Source organism: Natrinema sp. HArc-T2 (assembly GCF_041821085.1).
Taxonomy (GTDB): Archaea; Halobacteriota; Halobacteria; order Halobacteriales; family Natrialbaceae; genus Natrinema.
Window position 1 is genome coordinate 75,658 of record NZ_JBGUAZ010000002.1, and the last position, 20,756, is coordinate 96,413.

The 20,756-nt window shown below is 64.2% G+C and carries 21 protein-coding genes; 11 read left to right on the forward strand and 10 right to left on the reverse strand.

Features of this window, described 5'->3' with window-relative positions; all coding sequences use genetic code 11:
* Positions 1–13 precede the first annotated feature (13 nt).
* Positions 14–964: an N-acetyltransferase family protein gene (locus tag ACERI1_RS04745; RefSeq protein WP_373616927.1), complete on the forward strand. Its 951-nt coding sequence runs from the start codon at positions 14–16 to the stop codon at positions 962–964.
* 47 nt (positions 965–1,011) lie between these two features.
* Here the strand turns inward: ACERI1_RS04745 and ACERI1_RS04750 are convergent, their stop codons facing one another.
* Genes ACERI1_RS04750 through ACERI1_RS04760 form a run of 3 tightly spaced genes read right to left on the reverse strand, consistent with a single transcriptional unit; the run spans position 1,012 to position 3,896 of the window.
* The gene (locus tag ACERI1_RS04750; protein WP_373616928.1) at positions 1,012–1,293 is read right to left on the reverse strand and encodes a ubiquitin-like small modifier protein 1; all 282 of its coding nucleotides are present in this window, start codon (positions 1,291–1,293) and stop codon (positions 1,012–1,014) included.
* A 31-nt stretch (positions 1,294–1,324) separates the two neighbouring features.
* Positions 1,325–2,593, reverse strand: coding sequence for a TrkA C-terminal domain-containing protein (locus ACERI1_RS04755; RefSeq protein ID WP_373617487.1), 1,269 nt, complete (start codon positions 2,591–2,593; stop codon positions 1,325–1,327).
* A gap of 43 nt (positions 2,594–2,636) precedes the next feature.
* Positions 2,637–3,896 (reverse strand): potassium transporter TrkA, encoded by a 1,260-nt coding sequence (locus tag ACERI1_RS04760; RefSeq protein WP_373616930.1) that lies wholly within the window; start codon positions 3,894–3,896, stop codon positions 2,637–2,639.
* Positions 3,897–4,051: 155 nt separating this feature from the next.
* Between ACERI1_RS04760 and ACERI1_RS04765 the strand changes: the two genes are divergently transcribed.
* Positions 4,052–5,236, forward strand: coding sequence for an NAD-binding protein (locus ACERI1_RS04765; RefSeq protein WP_373616931.1), 1,185 nt, complete (start codon positions 4,052–4,054; stop codon positions 5,234–5,236).
* 505 nt (positions 5,237–5,741) lie between these two features.
* Here the strand turns inward: ACERI1_RS04765 and ACERI1_RS04770 are convergent.
* The 3 genes from ACERI1_RS04770 to deoC form a co-directional block, all read right to left on the reverse strand.
* On the reverse strand, positions 5,742–6,947 hold the full coding sequence (locus tag ACERI1_RS04770; RefSeq protein ID WP_373616932.1) for a Cdc6/Cdc18 family protein: 1,206 nt from the start codon (positions 6,945–6,947) through the stop codon (positions 5,742–5,744).
* 601 nt (positions 6,948–7,548) lie between these two features.
* Complete coding sequence (locus ACERI1_RS04775; protein WP_373616933.1) at positions 7,549–8,958, reverse strand: HPP family protein; 1,410 nt, start codon at positions 8,956–8,958, stop codon at positions 7,549–7,551.
* 38 nt (positions 8,959–8,996) lie between these two features.
* A complete protein-coding gene (gene deoC, locus ACERI1_RS04780) occupies positions 8,997–9,638 on the reverse strand; it encodes a deoxyribose-phosphate aldolase (protein ID WP_373616935.1) in 642 nt (213 codons plus the stop codon).
* A 72-nt stretch (positions 9,639–9,710) separates the two neighbouring features.
* On the opposite strand from deoC, the gene ACERI1_RS04785 reads away from it, so the two are divergent.
* From ACERI1_RS04785 to ACERI1_RS04805, 5 genes are all read left to right on the forward strand, one after another.
* On the forward strand, positions 9,711–10,742 hold the full coding sequence (locus ACERI1_RS04785) for a ribose 1,5-bisphosphate isomerase (RefSeq protein ID WP_373616936.1): 1,032 nt from the start codon (positions 9,711–9,713) through the stop codon (positions 10,740–10,742).
* Between the two features lie 226 nt (positions 10,743–10,968).
* The gene (locus ACERI1_RS04790) at positions 10,969–11,790 is read left to right on the forward strand and encodes a DUF63 family protein (protein WP_373616937.1); all 822 of its coding nucleotides are present in this window, start codon (positions 10,969–10,971) and stop codon (positions 11,788–11,790) included.
* An 87-nt stretch (positions 11,791–11,877) separates the two neighbouring features.
* Positions 11,878–12,759 carry a PfkB family carbohydrate kinase gene (locus ACERI1_RS04795; protein ID WP_373616938.1) on the forward strand — a complete coding sequence of 294 codons (882 nt, stop codon included), beginning with the start codon at positions 11,878–11,880 and terminating at the stop codon, positions 12,757–12,759.
* A gap of 147 nt (positions 12,760–12,906) precedes the next feature.
* Entirely contained in the window at positions 12,907–13,209 is a 303-nt protein-coding gene (locus ACERI1_RS04800; RefSeq protein WP_373616940.1) for a HalOD1 output domain-containing protein, read from the forward strand.
* A 95-nt stretch (positions 13,210–13,304) separates the two neighbouring features.
* Positions 13,305–14,030 (forward strand): nucleoside phosphorylase, encoded by a 726-nt coding sequence (locus ACERI1_RS04805; RefSeq protein WP_373616941.1) that lies wholly within the window; start codon positions 13,305–13,307, stop codon positions 14,028–14,030.
* Between the two features lie 19 nt (positions 14,031–14,049).
* On the opposite strand, the gene ACERI1_RS04810 is transcribed toward ACERI1_RS04805, so the two are convergent.
* Together ACERI1_RS04810 and ACERI1_RS04815 are read right to left on the reverse strand one after the other, a co-directional pair.
* Positions 14,050–14,496 (reverse strand): universal stress protein, encoded by a 447-nt coding sequence (locus ACERI1_RS04810; protein WP_373616942.1) that lies wholly within the window; start codon positions 14,494–14,496, stop codon positions 14,050–14,052.
* A 242-nt stretch (positions 14,497–14,738) separates the two neighbouring features.
* Positions 14,739–15,527 (reverse strand): HNH endonuclease, encoded by a 789-nt coding sequence (locus ACERI1_RS04815; protein WP_373616943.1) that lies wholly within the window; start codon positions 15,525–15,527, stop codon positions 14,739–14,741.
* A 106-nt stretch (positions 15,528–15,633) separates the two neighbouring features.
* Between ACERI1_RS04815 and ACERI1_RS04820 the strand changes: the two genes are divergently transcribed.
* On the forward strand, positions 15,634–16,170 hold the full coding sequence (locus ACERI1_RS04820) for an amphi-Trp domain-containing protein (RefSeq protein WP_373616944.1): 537 nt from the start codon (positions 15,634–15,636) through the stop codon (positions 16,168–16,170).
* 89 nt (positions 16,171–16,259) lie between these two features.
* Here ACERI1_RS04820 and ACERI1_RS04825 read toward each other — a convergent pair whose 3' ends face one another.
* Complete coding sequence (locus ACERI1_RS04825) at positions 16,260–16,997, reverse strand: DUF547 domain-containing protein (protein ID WP_373616946.1); 738 nt, start codon at positions 16,995–16,997, stop codon at positions 16,260–16,262.
* Positions 16,998–17,114: 117 nt separating this feature from the next.
* On the opposite strand from ACERI1_RS04825, the gene ACERI1_RS04830 reads away from it, so the two are divergent.
* Positions 17,115–18,140, forward strand: coding sequence for an AI-2E family transporter (locus tag ACERI1_RS04830; protein ID WP_373616947.1), 1,026 nt, complete (start codon positions 17,115–17,117; stop codon positions 18,138–18,140).
* A gap of 31 nt (positions 18,141–18,171) precedes the next feature.
* Here ACERI1_RS04830 and ACERI1_RS04835 read toward each other — a convergent pair whose 3' ends face one another.
* Positions 18,172–18,699 (reverse strand): winged helix-turn-helix transcriptional regulator, encoded by a 528-nt coding sequence (locus tag ACERI1_RS04835; protein WP_373616948.1) that lies wholly within the window; start codon positions 18,697–18,699, stop codon positions 18,172–18,174.
* 234 nt (positions 18,700–18,933) lie between these two features.
* Here ACERI1_RS04835 and ACERI1_RS04840 point away from each other — a divergent pair, with 234 nt between their 5' ends.
* Together ACERI1_RS04840 and ACERI1_RS04845 are read left to right on the forward strand one after the other, a co-directional pair.
* Complete coding sequence (locus tag ACERI1_RS04840) at positions 18,934–19,281, forward strand: hypothetical protein (RefSeq protein ID WP_373616949.1); 348 nt, start codon at positions 18,934–18,936, stop codon at positions 19,279–19,281.
* A gap of 189 nt (positions 19,282–19,470) precedes the next feature.
* Entirely contained in the window at positions 19,471–20,724 is a 1,254-nt protein-coding gene (locus ACERI1_RS04845; protein ID WP_373616950.1) for a tRNA (N(6)-L-threonylcarbamoyladenosine(37)-C(2))-methylthiotransferase, read from the forward strand.
* Positions 20,725–20,756 lie beyond the last annotated feature (32 nt).

Sequence of the window (20,756 nt, forward strand, 5' to 3'; positions counted from 1 at the left end):
TGTTCGACCGACGATGCCATCTGATCCAGACGCCGACGTCTCCATCGAGATCCGCCGCGCGACCCACGACGATTACGATGCCGTCGCCGCCTTCACCGGTGACATCTGGGCCGACCGCGGCGGCGACTACATTCCGCGGGTCTACCACGAGTGGCTCGAGGACGAGCCCGGTCAGGGAACGAAAACCTTCCTCGCGGAAGTCGACGGCGAGGCCGCAGGGATCGTCCAGGCAGTGATGCTCTCGCCGGACGAGGCCTGGTTTCAGGGAATGCGCGTCGCAACCGACTACCGCCGGCAGGGCGTGAGTCGCCGGCTCAACGAGGCGACCTTTGAGTGGGCCCGCGAGCAAGGCGCGACCGTCGGCCGGGTCATGATCTTTTCGTGGAACGCCACCTCGCTCGGCGCGGCACGAGCCAGCGGGTTCGAACCGATCACCGAGTTCCGATTCGCCCATCCGGAACCCGACCCGGACGCCGAGGGTCCGTTCCACGTCTCCCACGATCCCACCGCGGCCTGGCGTTACTGGACCCACAGCGACGCCCGCGCACACCTGTCAGGACTCGGTCTCGCACCCGAGGAGTCGTGGGCCACCCGAGAACTCACACACGCCGATTTCGAGCGGCTGGCCGACGAGACCGCTGTCTTCGCAGTCGAGAGTGATGATGGACTCACAGGAGTGGCCTACCGATCGCGAACGTACGACAGCGCAGTCGGGACCGACGACTCGAGTGAGGCGGAGACGGAATCCAAGACGTGGGCCGAGTACGGCGTCGCCGCGTGGGACGACGTCGACGCCGCCCGCTCGCTGTTGGCCGCGATCGCCCGCGACGGCGCCGCCTGCGATGCCGACGCCACGCGCGTCCTGATTCCCGAAACCGCCCGCCACGTCACCGACGTCCCGTTTTCAGGGGCCGATATCGCCGAGGAACCCGACTTCGTGCTCGGGATCGATCTCACGGAATAGCGCCGACTTATGCCGATTCGAGCCGTCGTACTCGCTCGAGTCGGGCGTCACCCACCACTGACCGGCGGAAACAGCGCCAGTTCGTCGTCGCCCTCGAGTTCCGTTGCCAGTCCCTCTTCTTCGACAAGGACGTTCGTGCCGTTGCGAAGCACGTTGATCTGTGAGCGCAACTCGCCGTCCTCAAGGACGCGATCCTCGAGGACCGGTTTCGCCGCGAGCAGTGCATCGAAAGCGTCGCCGACGGTGTCGCCGGCTGCTACGTCGACGGTTACGTGTTTGTCCCCCGCGCGTTCCGCGAGGTCTGCGAACAGTTTCCACTCCGTTGGCATACGTGGCGCTATCGCTGCCGGCGGCAAGTAGCTACCGCTCCTCCGACTGGTCGGGCACCGAATCGCGCTCGCTGACTGCATTCGCCCCGCCAGCACGGGTCGTGGCACGGTCCTGCTCGGCTGTGTCGCCGGCTGCTGAGTCGACCAGCGTTCGGTCGGTCACCCGCCGGAGCGCGTCGGGTCGGCCGAGCACGTAGGCGACGTCACCGGCTGCGAGTCGAACGTCGTCGGTCGGCAGCGGCAGGGCTGTCTCGGCGTCGTCGCCAGCGCGCTCGAGGGCGACCACGAGAAGCGGCAACGCGCCGACTGAGTGGCCGATCAACGGATCGCCTGACGTGACGGGGATCGCCGTCACCGTCTCGTCGGCTGCCCGGAGCAGGGACACGAGTTGCCGTTCGGCATCAGGGCTCCCCGGCAGCGTCGTGAGGCGATACGCCCTGTCTGACTCGAGGTCGCGGGCGTCGGCGGCGTCGACGGCGACCGTCGCGACGTCGTCGACGGCGGCCCGCAGTTCGCCGCCGGCGATCCGTCGGACGGGGCCACCCTCACTGCGGGTCCAGATCCGAACTGCATCGCCGGGACTGGCGTCGGCTGCGGGATCTGCCTCGAGTGCGACGGCGACCGTTCCGGGCGCGAGCGTCGGACCGATCCCCGCCGGTCGGCTCCCGACCGCGAGGTAGTCGACCGTTCCGTCGCCAGCCAGTTCGACGTCGACGTGCCCGACGCCGAAATCGCGCTCGAGGCGGGCGACCAGTCGCTCACGAAGCTGGGCGACGGAGAGCCGACGCGGGAAGAGCAAGGTCTCGCCGGCGAGCTCGTCTTTGACCGACTCGTCGACGGGGTCGTAGCCGTCGATGTCCGCGATCTCGTCGGGGAGGTCGACGGTGACGACGCGACCCGCCGACCGAACGAGTTGCGTGACGTCGGTGATCGTCCGTGGCGTGGCCGTCAGGAACACGTCTCGGGCGACGTGGTCACCGAGACGGCGACCGCCGTCGGCAGCGATTGCGCTGGCGACGAACACCGCGACGGTGTAGACGGCAGTGCCGGGTTCGGTCAAGCCGGTGTTCCCGATGATCGCCTGTTGCAGTGCGGTCTGGGTGTTGAGCCAGAGCGCAACGATCGTGACGCCGACGAGGACGGCGACGCCGTCGGGGATCCTCTCCGCGCTGTACCACCGGTAGGTCGCCGCCACCATGGCCGTCGTCCCAGCCGACAGAATGGCAAATCCGCCGATCCGGAGGATCGCCGTCAGCAGCGTCTCCGTCGGAATCGTCTGTGCAGGAACGGGAGCGATCACAGGCACGGGCAGCCACCCCCTCGAGCGTCGCCGAACACTCGGCTCATCGGGCGACCGCCTCCACGAACGCGTCGACCGCGGCGCCCGGGCCCGCGACGAACGCTTCGTCTCCGGCCGCGAGCCGGCGTTCGATACCGGGTGCGAACACCCAGCCGTGACGACGGTCGCCGGTTTCGCTCCCCTGGCGTCGGACGGCAAGCACCGTCACGTCCGGCGCCGAAGCGGGTTCAGTGCCGGCTTCCGGCTCGCCGTCTGCATCGACAGTCAGCCGGCGGATGGCGTAGCCCTCGCGTTTGAGCAGGGCAAAGGCCTCGAACTCCCGGCTCGTCCCTCGAGAGCGGACGACGAGGCGGACCGATTCGGCCTCGAGAATGGGTTTGACGTCCCGGCGAGCGATGGCGATGGTCACGCGACCGGGGCCGCCGGCGGTCGCCGTGGTCGGTCGCGCTGTGGCGATGAGTGACTCGCGTGCGTCAGCGTCGTCTCCATCGGTCGCCACCTCGGCTGCGGGTTCGTCGGGGGCGGGAATCGCACCGGGGTCGTCGTGGTCGGCCCGGACGCTCAGCACCATTCCGGTGATAGAGCGGTCGCCGGCGCTGACGGTGACCTCGTCGCCACGGGCAAGACCTGTCGGGACGAGCGTCGCGATCGAGACGGCGCGCTGTCCCGCCGACACTCGCCGCGAGAGGTTGCCAGAGGGCGGTGCCGCTGCGATCGTCGCCCGTGCCCGTTCGTCGATCGCGACCTCGACGGTCGCGAGGTCGTGGTCCGTTCGGAGGCGTTCCTCGAGTCGGGTCTCGAGTTCCGAGAGGGGGAGATCGGCAGGGAGGCGCCACGAGCCGGCTTTGAGTCGCCCGCGGAGGTCGGGTGACAGCGGCGGGTATCCCTCCATGTCACGGATCTCGCCGGTCGGACGGACGGTGACCTGACCGACGGAGCCGACGAGTTCGACCACGTCGGCTGAGAGAGTGCGCTGTCGCAGGGAGGTCAAAGAGAGTCGGCGGGGGAGTTCGGCCCCGAGTTTGTCGCCCTGATTGTGGGCGTAGAGTGCGAGCATAAGCACGACCAGAACGGCGACGAGCAGCCGCGGTGACTGCGCGATCGTCGGTTCGACGAGGCCGAGCAGACCACCCTGCACGCTGGCGATCGATAGCGCGAGGACGACGACACCGAACCCGGGCAGCGTGACGCCGGTGAAATACCGGACGAGAAAGCCCAGCGAGCCAGCGACGAAGGCGGGGACGATGCCGGTCAGGAGCCCGAGATAGAGGCCGAGCAGGAGTTCGACCGGAAGGGATGGCATTGTGGGCTGGTGGCGCGGGACGGGTAAAGTAGCATCGGCGGACAGTGAGTATCCGTCACCGGTCAGGCTCGCCGATCGCACACCCCTGTGGCTGGCAGCCACCACCTACGATGCAGACACGAGGCGTTTAACTAACACTACCACCGACGGTGGATATGGTCGACGACCGGTCGCTGCGAGCGCGGCTGCCGGAGAACTGGCGACGTATCCTCACAACGCGGGCAGCCGTAGTGCTCGTCTTGCTCGTTGCCTTGCTCTCGGTTGCGACTGCCGTCGTCAACATCGGGACCAACGCCGTCGGCGGCCCGCTCGAGGCGTACGTCCCCGACGCCGTCCGAAACGCCGCGGCCTTCACCGGGGCGCTCACCGGCTTTCTGATGGTCGGCAGCGCGCTGTCGCTTCGGCGCGGGCTCCGCGCCGGCTGGTGGGCGACGCTGCTGTTGCTCCCGCTGACCGCAGCACAGGGACTGCTCCAGTCGAGTCCCTATTCGTTTCCGCTGGTCGTCCTCTCGGGCGTGTCGATCCCGGTCCTCCTGCTCACCCGCAAGCGGTTCGACAACTCGCTCTCGCTGTCGACGACCCAGATCGCAGCCGGTGCCGCACTGGTCGGGGTCCAGGTGTACGGAACCATCGGCGGCTACACCCTCCGGGAGGACTTCGACGGCATCAGCACCATCCTCGACGCGTTTTATTTCACGTTGATCACCTCGAGCACGGTCGGGTACGGCGACGTGACGCCGAATCCGGCGTCGGTGCAGGCAATGTTGTTTACCATGTCCGTGCTCATCCTCGGCGTCGCGAGTTTCGGTATCGCCATCGGGGCGCTCGTCGGCCCCCTGATCCAAGATCGTATCTCGAGAACACTCGGAAAGATGACCGACTCACAGCTTCAACTCCTCGACGAGCACCTCCTCGTGCTCGGCTACGGCGAACTGACTGAACCGATCGTCGACGAACTCGCAGACACCGGCCATGAGTTCGTCGTCGTCACCAACGACCAGGAGGCCGCAACGGCACTCACGAACCGAGACATGCCGGTCGTCACCGGCGATCCGAGTGATGAGGACCCGCTTCAGCGCGCGAAGATCGATCGTGCAGCCGCGGTCCTCGTCGCCACGAACCACGACGCCGAGGACGCACTGACCGTTCTTACTGCTCGCCAACTCGCTCCCGGGGCACGGATCGTCGCCGCGGCGACCGACCGCGAGAACGTCAAGAAACTCGAGCGCGCCGGCGCAGACGCTGTGATCAGCCCGGCACAACTGGGCGGCCATCTGCTCGTGCGATCTGCACTCGGCAGTGACGAAAGCGGTCTGATCGACCGGATCCTCGAGAGGTGATCACAGACGACGGTGAGGGGTTCAGAGTTCCGTTCCCAGACCGTCGCTCTGCACTCCTGATTCGATAAGTACAGCAACCTCTTTTACCGGGGGCATCGACGAGCGTCGAGGACGCTCGCCTCAACCCCCGGCAAAACCCGTTGATGCCAAAAAGCCGGCGGAGCGGGGTGAAACCCCGCGACGCCGGGTAACCGCTCGCTCTGCTCGCGGATGCTGGCTCGCTACCGCGGCGTTCCAGTCGCACACCTACGCATCTTCTAGTTCACTGTGAGATTATACTCACCCATGAACAGTACTTGTGAAATCCATCTCTGTTATCCTCGTCACTGGTAGCGCGAGCCAGCCACCCCTCGCACCGAGTGAGTGAGGCGGGCTGCTGCCCCGAGTGACCGGTGCACTCGCAGGACGGTCGCAGGTGACTGGCACTGACTGGCGGTAATCCGTCCGAGACGCTGGTTCTGTGGCTGTGGCTCCAGCAAAGGACCACTCACACTTCAGTGGAGTATCAAGGATCGCGATCAGCGTTGAGGGCATTGAACACGATATCCGGATCACGCATCAGCCGATGAACGAGATAGCTCCCCTCACGATCCCCTCCTCCGGTATGCTCGCTTTCAGTAATCCCGAGGAACGCTTGTTCTTTGAGGAGCCGTCTGACTCGATCATGTGACAGGGGGTCCGATCCCTCCTGGGTCGCGATCGTCGTGTAGAGATCGTATATTTTCGCCGTCCGGAACTGTTTTTTCTCCTCTGACGCGGTCAGTGCAGCAAGCGCTCGTAAGATGAACTTCACGTGTGGTGTCTGTCCACTCACGAGGCGATGGAATCGGTTGACTTCTGCCTGGGTGATGGCTTCATCGACGTGCGCTTCAGTTACCTGTCCGTCGCCGTTCTTCTCCGCGAGACGGCCTGCTTCGTAGAACGTCTCGACGGCTTTGCGTGCATCACCGTGTTCTCGAGCAGCAAGCGCTGCCGTCTTCGGAATGACTTCGTCCGACAGCACACCCGGTTTGAACGCGTCTTTCCGGTTTTCAAGGATCGCGCGTAATTGTGTTGCACCGTATGGATCGAACACGAGCTCGTTATCCTGCAAACTCGAATCCACGCGCTCGTTCAACCGTTCTCGATACTCTATCTTATTACTGATACAGATAACACCGATGAACGTGTTTGATTTCCCGCTCTCACGCGCTCTCGACAGGCTCCGAAGCAGGTCTTCGTTCTCGAGCTTATCGATTTCGTCGAGGATGACCACGAGTGAGTCGACGTCGTACTCAGAAAGGAGGTCCCATGTGATGTCACGATAATCCACGGCACTCAATCCCGTTTGCGGGATAGACGCATCCGCGTCGAGATTCTCGTTCAGTTCCCGGGCCAGTTCACGGCTTGCTTGCGTTTCTGTCTGATAATCCGAGCAATCGACATATGCGTATTTAAGCGCGGCTCCGTTGGTAGCGGCTCGTCTGGACGCTTGACGCGTGACACATCTCGAGACGAGCGATTTACCGGTCCCTGTTTTCCCGTAGATGATCGTCGTTTCTGGCGGCCCACCTTCAGTTGCAGCAGCGAGCGCACTCCCAACCGATCGGATTTCCTCGTCACGACCGACAACGCGGTCAAGCTCAGGAACATGACCGACTCGAACGAGCTCCCGGTTTGCGAAAATATCACCCGTATCGAATATGTCGGTCAATTTCCCATCCTCTGCCATGAGCCGATATTACGTTCCAGGGAATTAAACGCACCGAACCAGACGACGACTGAGAGTCGAAATTCGAGTGCGAGAGATCCTATTGGGGGAGTACAACATTCCTTAATAAGGATAGCCGAGAGCAGTCCCACCCCTCGTACCGAGTGAGCTACGGAACTACTTCGTGTCTAATTCATACGTCGTATATAAACACTCCGTAAATCGGGAGATCATATTCCAAAAAGCTGCTACCGTACTTCACTAACCAACAGTAATATCGAAAGGCATAAGAATTAATTAATAGGTTCGTATGCTCTTCGCGGGTACAGAACCGCTCTGCAGGACTCTGGTGGTCGTTCCACGGAAAGCCACGGTTCTGTTTTGAGCAGTCCTCACTCGGTACGAGGGGGGAGGGAGTGTCCAGAGAGAATAGTATCACGACACACACTCACTCGGTACGAGGGGTCACAGCAATGACTGTCGATCAGACAGCTGCGGCACAGAACGCCCACCATTTCTGTCACTACAAGTCGTTCCAGAACTTTACTCGAGTTTTTGCTCCGGGCGCGACGGCGTCGCGCCCACAGCGAAAGCGGTCGATCGGCAGGTACAACCGGCAGGATCAGCGATGCCGTCCCCGGTGGACGATCGCCACGTCAGCCTCGAGGTCGCTGAGTTTGCGAAACGTCGGTGGCGAGACGAACCGCGAGGCGGCAGACCGGTCGGTACTCGAGCCGACGAAGCAGACGTCGTACCGGGGTGTAACGCGGGAGAGATAGATCTCGACCGACGCGGTCACGACGTGCGTTTCGAATCGGCCCGAGAACGCGTCGACGAGATCGGCGAGCGTGCCCTCGGCGGATCGACGATCCGATTCGCTGTCGATACAGGTGCTGACGGTCACCGGTCGACCGGATTCCGTGACGCGGATCGCGAAGTCGACCATCGCGCGAGCGGTGTCGCCGGCACCCCGAACCGCGACCAAGCTACTTCGCCAGCGTCGCCGGCGAGTGCCGTTCGACCGGAACGCGATGACGTCGATCTCGCTGTCGAACAAGCCCTTGAGAAACGACGAGAGCCCGCCGCTCTCGTGTTCGGCATACGGCGCGACGACGAGATCACAGTTTTGCTGGCGGGCGGTCCGGAGGACGAGACCCGCGGACTGGTCGGGTGCGGCTGCGACGACCGCCTCACAGGAGACGTCGTAGGCAGTCTCGAGATCGGAAGACAGCGACTCGAGTTGGCGGGCTACGTCCCCGGCTGCGCGTTCGACCGGCGTCGACTCGCCGTGGCCGTCGTCACGCTGCTCGGCGTCGGTTTCGTCGACGACGTCGAAAAGCACGATCTTGCCGGCGTCGTGGGCTCCGGCGACCGCCGCGGCAAAGCGGGCGACGGTCTCGTCGGCATCACCCATCGGAACGAGCACGTGATCGTCGCCGGTGGTCGTCCCGTAGAGATAGCGAGCGCGCTGCTGGTAGAAGTGTCGCCGCCAGACCACGAACGAGACCGCGACGAACGTACTCGAGACGACGATTCCGAGGACGTACACCAACTGCGCGCTGCCGGTCAAGAGGACGAGGAGCGCAGTCGAGAACGCTGCTGGCTCCTCGAGATCGAGCGCCCACGTGCAGACGCCGGTAAAGAACACGCTCAGCGCAGCACCCGAGGCGCTGACGGTTCCCCCGTCGAACCCGGCGGCTGACACCAGTGCGAGTGCAAGCCAGCCACAGAGCGCACCGGCGGTCATCCCGCCGATGAATTTCGACGGCGTGGCGTAGGCCCCCTCGGGATCGGCAAACAGCGTGTACGTCCCCGAGGCAAGCGGTGGGAACAGTAGGAACGAGACCGCTGCAGTCGCGTTCGACAGCCACGTCACCGCTGCGATCAACAGCGGGACGAACACCAGCACCGAGAGATGTAAGAGGTTCCCCGTGCGCTCGACCCAACGCAAGAAGGCGTCGAGTTCGCGTCGCTCGAGCCGGCGCAGTCGTCTCACGAGCGCCCACAGCCACGCTCGAACGCCCTCGCGCATAGCGTTCCGTTGATTCGGGCACGACCAAAACTGTTTGGCTAGCCGTTCGTCGGCGCACCCTCGAGAATCGCCACGCCGCTCGAGGCCCCGATGCGGTCGGCACCGGCCTCGAGCATCGCGACGGCTTCGTCGTAGCTGCCGATGCCGCCGCTTGCCTTGACGGGGAGATACTCACTCATGAGCGCGACGTCGTCGGTCGTGGCACCACCAGCGGCGAAGCCAGTCGAGGTTTTGACCATCGCCGCGTCGGCCGCTCGGGCGGCCTCGCAGGCCCGGTGTTTCTCGGCGTCGGTCAGGAGTGCGGTTTCGATGATCACCTTCACGGGAATCGGGACAGCGGCGACCAGTTCCGCGAGTTCGTCGCTGACCGCGTCGTCGTCGCCGGCTTTCAGCCGACCGATATTAAGAACGACGTCGAGTTCGTCGGCACCGGCCCGCCACGCCGTCACGCCTTCCTCTCGTTTCACGTCGGGATCGTGGTGGCCGTGGGGGAAGCCAACGACCGTCGCAAGCGTCACGTCGGGGGCGTACTCGGCGGCCAGTTCGACCGCGTACGGCGGGGTGCAGGCGTTCATTCCGTACTCCTGTGCATCATCGAGAACCGTCCGTACGTCGTCGGGCGTCGTCTCGGGACCAAGGACGGTGTGATCGATCAGGGGCGCGAGATCGCTACGATCCATACCGGTCTGGACTCGCCGGACGGGCAAAAACCCGCCCGGTCACTTTTTACTGCAGCTGTGCAACCCCTTCACATGGAAGGTGCCGAATCCGGCGTCGTGCCGGCCGTCGAGTCCACCGCCGACGACATCACCGCGATGCGAATTCGCGGTGCCGCGTCGATCGCCGACGCAGCCGCCGGGGCGCTCGCAACGCAGGCCGAACGCTCGACAGCCGACAGCCCGGCAGCGTTCGAACAGGAACTCCGGGCAGCGGCGGCAATGCTGTACGAGACGCGACCGACCGCGGTCAGCCTCCCGAACGCCCTTCGCTACGTCCTTCGCGGGATGGACGGCGAGACCGTCGCCGACCTTCGATCGTCGACGATCGCTCGCGCCGAGCGCTTCCAGCGCGACCTCGAACAGGCCCAGGATCGGCTCGGCGAGATCGGCGCACACCGGCTTCAGGACGGCGACACCGTGATGACACACTGTCACTCGACGGACGCGCTCGCGTGTCTCGAGGCCGCCCTCGAGGCGGGCAAAGACCTCGAGGCGATCGTCAAGGAGACCCGCCCGCGAAAGCAGGGCCACATCACAGCTCGACAGTTGCGCGAGTGGGACGTGCCGGTGACGCTGATCGCGGACAACGCGGCCCGACGGTATCTCGACCGTGCGGATCACGTCCTCGTCGGGGCCGACAGCATCGCCGCCGACGGCAGCGTGATCAACAAGATCGGCACGAGCGGGCTGGCGGTCAACGCCCGTGAACGGGGCGTGCCGGTGATGGTCGCAGCTCAGACTATCAAACTGCATCCGGACACGATGACGGGTCACACTGTCGAGATCGAAATGCGAGCGGAGCGCGAACTGCTGTCCGACGAGGAGCGAGCGGCGATCATCGGCGACGCGGCGGGCGAGAACGCCGAGACAGAGGTGACCGAAGACGCCGACAGCCAGCCCCCGACCGACAGCGGGCTGACCGTCGAGAACCCCGCCTTCGACGTCACGCCGCCGCGGTACGTCGACGCGATCGTGACCGAACGCGGCCAGTTCCCGCCTGAAAGCATCGTGACGCTCATGCGGGAACTGTTCGGCGAGCCGACGGACGATCCGTGGGAGAACTGATACGGTTTGCTGTACCGATGTCCCGGCCCGACCGCAGGGCAGTCGGGGTTACACCGGAACCGACTGCCAGGAGTCCGTACGAGGCTGTCGACCTCCTCTCCGAGAGCAGCCTCACGGCGACCTGCAATCGGGTGTACCGCGGCGGGCAGTGGCGACGGGAACTGTTCCTTTCGTGGATATTCGGCAATCGGAAAGTGTTAGTTACTGGTGTGAGCAACACCTCGCTATGGTAGTCCCCGAGGGGTTTGTCGTCCCACCATGGTACTTGCTTGTCCCAGTCGTCGTGATACTGGGGGGTGTCATCGCGCTGCTGTGGGCGCTCGAGCCGCCGGTGACCGATCGCACGGTGATCGCGTTTGCGCCCTGGATGATGTTCGGCTCGAGTCTGCACGTCCTCTACAAGCTGGATGCGTTTCCGGCGACCATCGAGCCCCTGTTCAGCGCGCCGATGGTCTATGCGGTAACTGCGGTCGTCGCGGGGTTGGTCTGGATCGTCGCGATCTTCCTCCACGTTGGAGGCCTCCAGCCGACGATCGCGCGGTTCGTCGGGATCGCCGGCACGGCGTTTTTCACCGTCTTTGCGATGTTTGCTATCTTCCAGAGCATCGAGTTGGGGACCTTCGCGCCGTTCTGGCCCGTCGTCGCCGTCATCGTCGCCGGCATCGTCACCGCCCTCGCGTGGCTCGTCCTCGGGCTCTGGTTTACCGACGTCGCGGCGACGACGGGCATGACCGGGGCGCTCGTCGTCTTCGGGCACACGTTAGACGGTGTCACGACAGCGGTCGGCTACGACGTCCTCGGGGCCAGCGAGAACGTCCCCCTCTCGTTGCTGATTCTGGAGGCCGGAGACTCGCTCCCGACCGCCGACGCGATCGGTGCCGGCTGGCTGTTCGTCCTCGTCAAGGTCAGCCTCGCGATGGTCATCCTCGGACTGTTCCGGGAGTACATCGCGGAACGGCCCTCCCAGGCGCGGACGATCCTCGCGCTGGTCGCCGCGGTCGGGCTCGGGCCGGCCGTTCACAACACGCTGCTGTTCATGGTGGGTTAACACTACCGGGGGCGGTCCGGTCTGACAGAATGACGGTCACCGCCACTAGATTTTTATCAGCGACTCTCGTGCACCTACTATCATTGAATGGCTTCAGTATCGGTTCTCGTGGCCGGCCACGTCAACTGGGACGTGACCCTTCGGGTCGACAGACTTCCCGAACCTGACGGCGAGGCCTCGATCCGCTCACAGCGCCAGTCCGGAGGGGGCAGCGCTGCCAACGTCGCCGCTGCACTCGCCGGGCTGGGCGTCGAAGCCGAACTCATCGGTAGCGTCGGCGACGACGACCACGGCCTGCTCGCCCGCCGCGAACTCGAGACCGCGGGTGTCTCGCTGTCGGGTGTTCGCGTGATCGAAGACGCAGACACTGCCGTCAAATACCTGCTTGTCGACGACGACGGCGAGGTCGCGATTCTGGGCAACGACGGTGTCAACGAGGCTGTCACGCCCGCCGACCTCGAGCCGGCCCGGATCCGTGCGACCGACCACGTCCATCTGACCGGCCAGCGACCCGACACCGCCGCAGCGATCGCACAGCTCGCAGACGACGCCGGGATTTCCGTCAGTTTCGATCCCGGTCGTCGACTCGCCGACCGCGACTACGACGATGCGCTCGCGCTCGCCGACATCGTCTTCGTGACCGATCGAGAAGCGACGGCGCTGCTCACGGACGAGTCGCCAGCGCCGATGGTCGACGACCGGATCATCGTCGTCACCTGTGGTGCTGACGGCGCGGAAGCGTACACTCCGGACGGCTCGCTCGCACATTCGGGGTTCGACGTCGAGCCGGTCGACACAGCCGGCGCAGGCGATGCCTTCGCCGCGGGCTTTCTGTCGACCTGGCTCGAGGACGGGTCGGTCGATCGTGCACTCGCGTACGGGAACGCCTGCGGGTCGCTGACTGCCAGTCGTGATGGCGCGCGGAGTGCGCCGGCGGCTGCGACCGTCGAGGACGTGCTCACGCAGTGAGTGGAATAGTTGGTTTTTTAACACCCTCGCTATCGTCGAGCACCGCTACAGTCGGGCGATCTTCACCCGATGGAGTCTGACGGTAATTATATACGAAGCGACGTTGGCCACTCGAGTGAGACGGTCACGCTATCGTGACTGAGAGACATGACGAAAGGAAGGGTAACCGAGTCCAACGGATGTAGCCCCAGACGGCGCATCCAGTACGAACGAGACGCCGACGAGTCGCCGAGCATCGCCGCTGCCATGGCACTGGCCCAGTATTTCGGTGACGATATCACTGCGACCAGTACGCGGCTGTACGACTACATCGACCCGGATGCACTCGATAGCCTCTTTGCGGACACGAATCGTGGAAAGAGGCGGACAGCCGGAACGGTCGAGTTCGAAGTCGACGACGCCCTCGTCACGATCCGATCCGACCGTATCGACGTGCGCCCGACTCGGTAAGCGATCCGCCGGGCGCACATCGACGTGGGATTGCGGGTGGTATCGAGAACCGACGCGACGAACCTTTTTTCTCAATACCGACGGAAGCAACCGGTATGACACAGCCCCATCTACTGGTCGACGAGGGAGAGTTGACGGACATCGCGCTCATCCCGGGTGATCCCGGACGGGTCGACCGCATCGCCGACCACTGTGACGAGGCCGAAACGATCACGGAAAACCGCGAGTACAAGATCGTCAACGCCACCTACAAGGGACGAGAACTGACGATCTGTTCGACGGGGATCGGCTGTCCCTCGGCCGCAATCGCCATCGAAGAACTGGCCGCCGTCGGCGTCGAGACGTTCCTCCGGGTCGGTACCACGGGGGCGCTCCAGTCGGACATCGAGATCGGCGACATGGTCGTCGCGACCGGCGCGGCGAAAAACGAGGGGACCACCAAACGGTACGAGGCCGTCGAGTACCCCGCCGTGCCGGACTACGAGGCGCTGTCGGCGCTGGTCGACGCCGCCGAAGCGAACGACGAGGACGTCCACGTCGGCCCCATCGCCTCCGACGACGCCTTCTACGCCGAAACCGATGAGGCCGTCGCCGACTGGGAGGACGCCGGCCTCCTCTGTGTCGAGATGGAAGCCGCCGCCGTCTTCTCGCTGGCTCGCCGAAAGGGGCTGCGCGCTGGCGCGATCTGTACCGTCGACGGCAATCTCGTCGAAGGCACGCAGAAAGGAACCGACACCGACGACGACGAACTCCCCGACAAAGCCAAGAACAACGTCGGTCGTGCGATCGACATCACGCTCGAGGCAGCGACCACCCTGTAACTGGCGACGGTTCGTCTCGTTACGTCTCCTGGTCGGATCGCGGCAGCACCACGAGCGGTCGGTCGGCCTGCGAGAGGAGTTTTCGTTCGACGTCGCCGGAGAGCAGCTTCAGCCACCGGCTTGCGCCACGCGGTGTAAAGACGATCGCCGTCGCGTCGAGTTCTCGAGCGCGGTCTAAAACCGTTGCTGCGACATCGGTGCCGTACAGGAGCTCCGTCTCGAGGGTCACCGATTCGTCGGCCAGGAAGGCGCCGACGCGGTCGAAGATGCGCGCAGCGCGCTCTTCGCGCTGTTCGACGCCTGCCTTGTCGGGTGCGCCACCGGCCTTCTCGATCACGTGGACGGCGTGGATCGTCGGGTGCTCGTCTTCGTCGTCGATCGTGTCGAGAATCGCCTGGCACGTCTCGTCGGCGTCGTCTTCGCTCGCGATCGGAACCACGATCGTCTCGAGGAGGGGTCTAGCCATCGGTCCGCCTCCCGGTGTGGCCGTGTTCGGACCGTCTCGTGTCGTCTCGCAGCGCGATCCCGGCTGGGTTCGCTGTCTGCTGTTCGCTGAAAGACCCGGTCATCGTCCTGGTGTTCCGCCGGAACACGTATAAATCTCCTCGAGACGATCACTGATCGTGTCGGTTCGGACCCTGCTTTCGGTTCTATTTCCGGTTCCGTTTCTGTTTCTCGAGGGGTCCACTGGTTACTGCAGGACAGCTATCACGTCGTGAGCTGCGCTGCGAGCGCTGTCGTCCGGTCGGTCAGCGTGTCGGTCGTCTCAGCGGCGTCCTGTAACGTCTCGTTGATCGTGGCGAAAAGCTGGTCGAACGCGATCGACCCACCGATGTCGTGCCAGTCAGCCGTTTCGCGGGCCTCGAGTCCACAGGTCGAACACGTCTCTTCTTCGAGCGGGGCGAAGCAGCCGTGACAGCGCTCGAGCGCCGACACGACCGTCTCGCTCAGTTCGACGGCCTCGATGAGCGTCGACTGGAGGGCCGTCGCCGTCTCGGTGAACGCCAGAAGTGATGGCCGAACGTCGGAGTCGACAGCCGATTCGAGGGCAGCGAGTTCCTCGAGGCGGGCGTCGACGAGCGCGATCGCAAGCAGAACGTCGCGCCGGGTGTGCTGGTACTCCGACACCGCGTCGTCGCTGTCGACCTCGGTCCCATCGTCGCGGGCGGACTCGAGGGTCGCAGGCAGCGATGTCGACAGCGACGCGAAGGCAGCGAGATCCGAAATCGTCTCACCCTGCAGCCGGGTCGCGTCGCGAACGCGGTGAAACAGCGCGTCGGACTCGATGGAGGCCGCCGCGAGAGATGGCTCGAGCGCATTGAAACAGACCTCACAGACGGTGACGAGGGCGCTTTCGTGAACGGCATCCTCGAGTGGCACGTCACCGATAGGATAGGGATGAAGCGTCGCCGGTTCATCGTCACCACACTGTTGACACGTGAACGCATCGCGGTCGAACACGGCCTCTCTGTCGGCGATCCAGTCGCGTGAAGTCATGGACAAGCGAAGACAGCGCGGCGACAAAAACACACTGGCAGCAGCGACGATCGGGACACCGGCGGCGAGAACCAACCACTAACACACAGCGCCACGAAGCCCCGCTATGACCGACACACCGGACGAAACCGATCGACCGACCGACTCGGACACAGGTGATCGCTTCTCCCTCGAGCGTGCAGGCGACCGCACGGACGTCGCCGAACTCTTCCGCGAGTTGACGGCCGCTGTCGAGTCGGGACGACCGGTTACCTTCTCCGACGACGGCCAGACGGTCAGCATCACGGTTCCGGACCGCGTCGTCGCCGGACTCGAAGCAACGAGCGAGCCAACTGCCGACCACCCAGTCGCCGAACTGGCCCTCACACTCGAGTGGGACGACCCCGACGGCTCGAGTGTTCGGGTCACCGATCGTGACGAGGACGACGCGACGGACGCCGAGCCGACCGACGGCGATGGCCGAACCAGCCGCTTCGAGGTCTACGAGGATGCGGCGGGCGAGTGGCGCTGGCGACTCGTCCACTGGAACGGCAACATCATCGCCGACAGCGGCGAAGGGTACGCCTCACGGTTCAACGCCGAACGGGCGGCTCGCGGCGTCATGCGAAACGCGCCGACGGCGAGCATCCAGCGACGCGATTGAGACGGACTCCTGTCAGTCAGTGCCGGTGGGACCGTGACCCGCACTGCGGTCCCACCGGGAACTCGGGACAGCAGACCGTATGAGACGGACTACCGCCGAACGTCGCCGTCGAGCTCGAGATCGAGGTCGGCCGACCAGTCGATACGCTCGTACTCGAGCGACGGGGTCGAATCGACCGGGACGGCGTTGTACTCCCGGAGGAACGCGACGATCCCGCTCGTTCCGCCGAAGTCGCCTCGATACTGCCGGAACAGGCGTGGGACCGTCGCTTTGGCAGCGTCGTGATCGTAGGAGACGTTTTCCTCCAAAAACCACTCGATGGCGATGTCCAGTTCCTCGTCGACATCGCGAGGTGAGTAGACCGCGATCGGCGGACAGTGGTCGGCCCCGTGACTCAGCGCGAAGTGGATCCGTGGATCACACGACTCGAGGCGGAACTGCCGTTCGAACGACGAGGGAAATAGGCGTGGCAGATAGCCCATCCCCCACGGCAGTTTCGAACTCCGAAGCAGTCCGTGCTCGATGTCGTTGAGACTCAGCCAGACCCCACTGATCGGGATCTGATCGCGTGCGAAGAACTTCCACTCGTCGAGCAGCCCGCCCTCGAATAAGTCGTCGTCGGCCTCCTCTTCGAGCAAAAGCTGGGCGTACGCGTTATAACAGTTGAGCCAGAACGCGAGCTTTCCCTTGCGACCGGACAGCGCTCGATCCAAGTGCGACCGCTCGAGCGTCGCGAGACGTTCCCGCAACGGGTCCGCATCGCCCTCGGTCTTGACAGTATAGAGGAGATCAGCCGAGAGCGAGAGCGGATCGAGCTGCGTCGACATTCGGGTATGACTTCACGAACCAAGCCCTTGAAGCCGTGTGACGGTTCACTACGACAGTCCTGACTGACGATACGTTCAGGCCGTGGTTTTATCTCGGTAACCCTGGAAATAACACCCGTGAACCTCAGCAAGGGCTTTCTACTGGTTGTCGTTGCCCTCTTTGCGTATCTCTCGTTGCTGCTCGTACTCCCGTTTTCCCAGTACGTTCTCGGCGCCATTCTTGTGGCATACATCCTCTCTCCGATCCAGACCGGACTCGAGAGACGGGGCGGGATTTCACCGTCGATCGCCGCCTTCGCCCTCGTCGCCGCGACGGTTGCGGGTGTCGTCGTGCCGCTGGTCATCGTCATCGCACTGGTCGCAAGCGACGCCCGACGGCTCGTCGAAAACACCGAGACGGGATCGATCGGAACCACCGACCTCGAGCGATACATCGAGGAACAGACCGGCATGAGCGTCGATCTGACAGCCACACTCGCCGACTCCGCACAGGGAATCGGCAGCACGGTCCTCGAGCAGTCGACGGCGTGGTTTAGCGCACTGACCCATACCGCCGTCGGGCTGGGGGTTGCGATCTTTCTGCTCTATTACCTGCTCAAAGACGGGGACGCACTGTTGGCCTGGATCAGGGAGTTGACGCCGCTGCCGGACGACGTTCAGGACGAGTTCTACCGGGAACTGGACGCGGTGATGTGGGCGGTCCTCGTTGGCCACGTCCTGATCGCAATCATCCAAGGAACCCTCGCCGGGCTCGGGCTGGTCGCGACAGGGGTTCCAAACGCCGCGTTCTGGACGGTCGTCATGATTGTCCTCTCGTTGATCCCGCTGATCGGCTCGTTTCTCGTGTGGGGGCCGGCCGTGGGCTTTCTGTTCCTGACGAATGAACCGGTGCTTGCGGTTGGACTTCTCGGCTACAGTACGATCATTGTCGGCCTCTCCGACGACTACCTCCGGCCCCTCCTCGTCGATCGCTACGCCGATCTCAATCCCGCCGTGATCATCCTCGGTGTCCTCGGCGGCGTCTATGCGTTCGGCGTCATGGGACTGTTCTACGGCCCCGTCGTCCTCGGCGCGCTGATCGCGACGCTGAACGTGATGAACGATCACTACAACCGACTCGAGAGAACCCCCGGAATGCAGTAGGAAAACAGCGGTCCCGACGGCCAGACGACCGTTACTGTGACTCGGGCGTGCCCGAGAGCAACTCGTCGACGAGCCGCGTGAACCGGTCGACGAGCCGATCGGGGACCGTCGGTGTCACCGTCGTCAACAGCCGGCCAGTCGCGTCGGGGTTTGCAAGCTCGAGGACGACGCGGTTGTGTTCGTCGTAGCGCTTGTCGACGATCTCGTGCTCGACCAGTCGGTCAAGGTGGTACTCGAGCGTGCTCCGGGCGATTCCGAGCTCGTCGGCGATGTCGTCGGGTGCAGCCGGCTCGTGTTCGATCAGATGCGTGACGATCTCGCGGGCGGTTTCGCGACGGAACAGCGCCAGCGCACTCCGCTCCCACGCGTCGTACTCCGGCGGATAGTAATGTGTCCGGCCGTACCACTCTTCCCGGACGAGGCGATCGTCCTCGAGCAGTCGACGGATATGATACTGGACCTGTCCCGGCGCGAACGCCGACTCCCTGACGAGTTCGTTGAAGTGAACACCGGCGTTGGCCTGAACATGGGCGTGGATCTTATCTCGCGTGTCGGTCATATCGCTGTCTCCCCTCGTGGGTCGTGTCGTCGCCTAGTGGTGGGGGCCATATAACGGGTTCACCGCGTTCTCACTCGCCGAGAACCGCCCAGTTACGGCGTGTAAGCTCGGAGACGGCCAGAAGGGCCGTCGGTCAGGTACTCCGGCAGCCAACTGTATCACAGCCACACGAGCTTTTCACGGACGGACCAAAGCGAATAGGTAGCTGCCCTTCTCAGTACAGATGTCGATCACATGGTGCTCGCGCTGTCGTTTGTCGACGAGTGGCTTGATCCACAACTCGCACCCATCCTCGTCGCCGTTATCATCCTCGCCGTCCTCGGAACGACGGCGCTGTTCATCATCGGCCTCGTCGCATACTCTCGCCGTCGAACAGCCCGTTACGTACTGATAACGACCGTGTTAGGCATACTCGTTGTCCGGTCGGTGATCGGGCTGGGCACTGTCCTCGGACTCACCCCGATGACGGTCCATCACCTCATGGAACACGGCTTCGACTTCCTCATCGCGGTGTTGCTCCTCTATGCGGTCTATCGAAGTGGCTCCTCGAGCCAGAGCCCGCCGCGGGGCTTCAACGAGTGACCGGCGAAGTCATACTGTCGGACAGCAGTCAATACGACGTCGGTCACGAATTCGCGATCGTCTCCACCGGCGACGACCGCAGCAGAGCGACCGACCTTCACGTCGTTCTGTCCGGCAGTATCAGCAACAGCAAGCGATCGGGATCCGTCGGGCTTTTGCCGGCCGACCCCTGACGATGGAACGAGACGGATGGCCCGGTATCACATCGAAACGTATGGGTGTACGTCGAATCGCGGAGAGAGCCGTGAGATCGAGCGACGGCTCCGCGATGCGGGCCACTACCGGGTCGACGGACCGGACGAGGCCGACGTCGCGATCCTCAACACCTGCACCGTCGTCGAGAAGACCGAGCGCAACATGCTCCGGCGGGCCGAGGAACTGGCCGACGAGACGGCGGATCTCTTTATTACCGGCTGTATGGCCTTAGCCCAGGGCGAGGAGTTCGCCCAAGCCGACATCGACGGTCAGGTCCTCCACTGGGACGAGGTCCCCGAAGCCGTCACCAACGGCGAGTGTCCGACGACGACCCCCGACGCCGAACCGATCTTAGACGGCGTCGTCGGTATCCTCCCGATTGCACGCGGCTGTATGTCCGACTGCTCGTACTGTATCACCAAACACGCGACCGGCAAGATCGACTCCCCGTCGATCGAGGAAAACGTCGAAAAGGCCCGCGCACTGATTCACGCCGGCGCGAAAGAGATCCGCATCACGGGCCAGGACACCGGCGTCTACGGCTGGGACGAAGGCGAGCGCAAGCTTCACCGCTTGCTCGAGGAGATTTGTGCCATCGACGGCGACTTCCGGGTCCGCGTGGGGATGGCTAACCCGAAAGGCGTCCACGGCATCCGTGAGGAACTCGCCGCGGTCTTCGCCGAACACGACGAACTCTACGACTTCCTGCACGCGCCGGTCCAGTCCGGCAGCGACGACGTTCTCGGCGATATGCGCCGCCAGCATCAGGTCGAAGAGTATCTCGAGGTCGTCGACACCTTCGACGCAACACTCGACTACTGGACGCTGTCGACGGACTTCATCGTCGGCTTCCCCACCGAGACCGACCACGACCACGCACAGTCGATGGCCCTGCTGCGGGAGACCCGCCCGGAGAAAATCAATGTGACGCGCTTCTCGAAGCGACCGGGCACCGATGCCGCCGACATGAAGGGGCTGGGCGGCACGGTCAAGAAGGAACGCTCGAAGGAGATGAGCGAGGTCAAGCGCGAGCTCGTCGCCGACGCCTACGCGAACATGGTCGGCAAGCGTCGCGAAGACTGTCTCGTCGTCGAGGAGGGGACCGCCGACTCCGTCAAGTGCCGCGACTCCGCCTATCGCCAGATCATCATCCAGAACGCGAGCGAGTACGGCCTCGAGCCCGGCGACTTCGTCGACCTCGGGATCACGGCCCACGAGACGATGTACGCGTTCGGAACGCCGGTATAGCGTTCACACCCAGTGGGCCGTCCACCGGACAT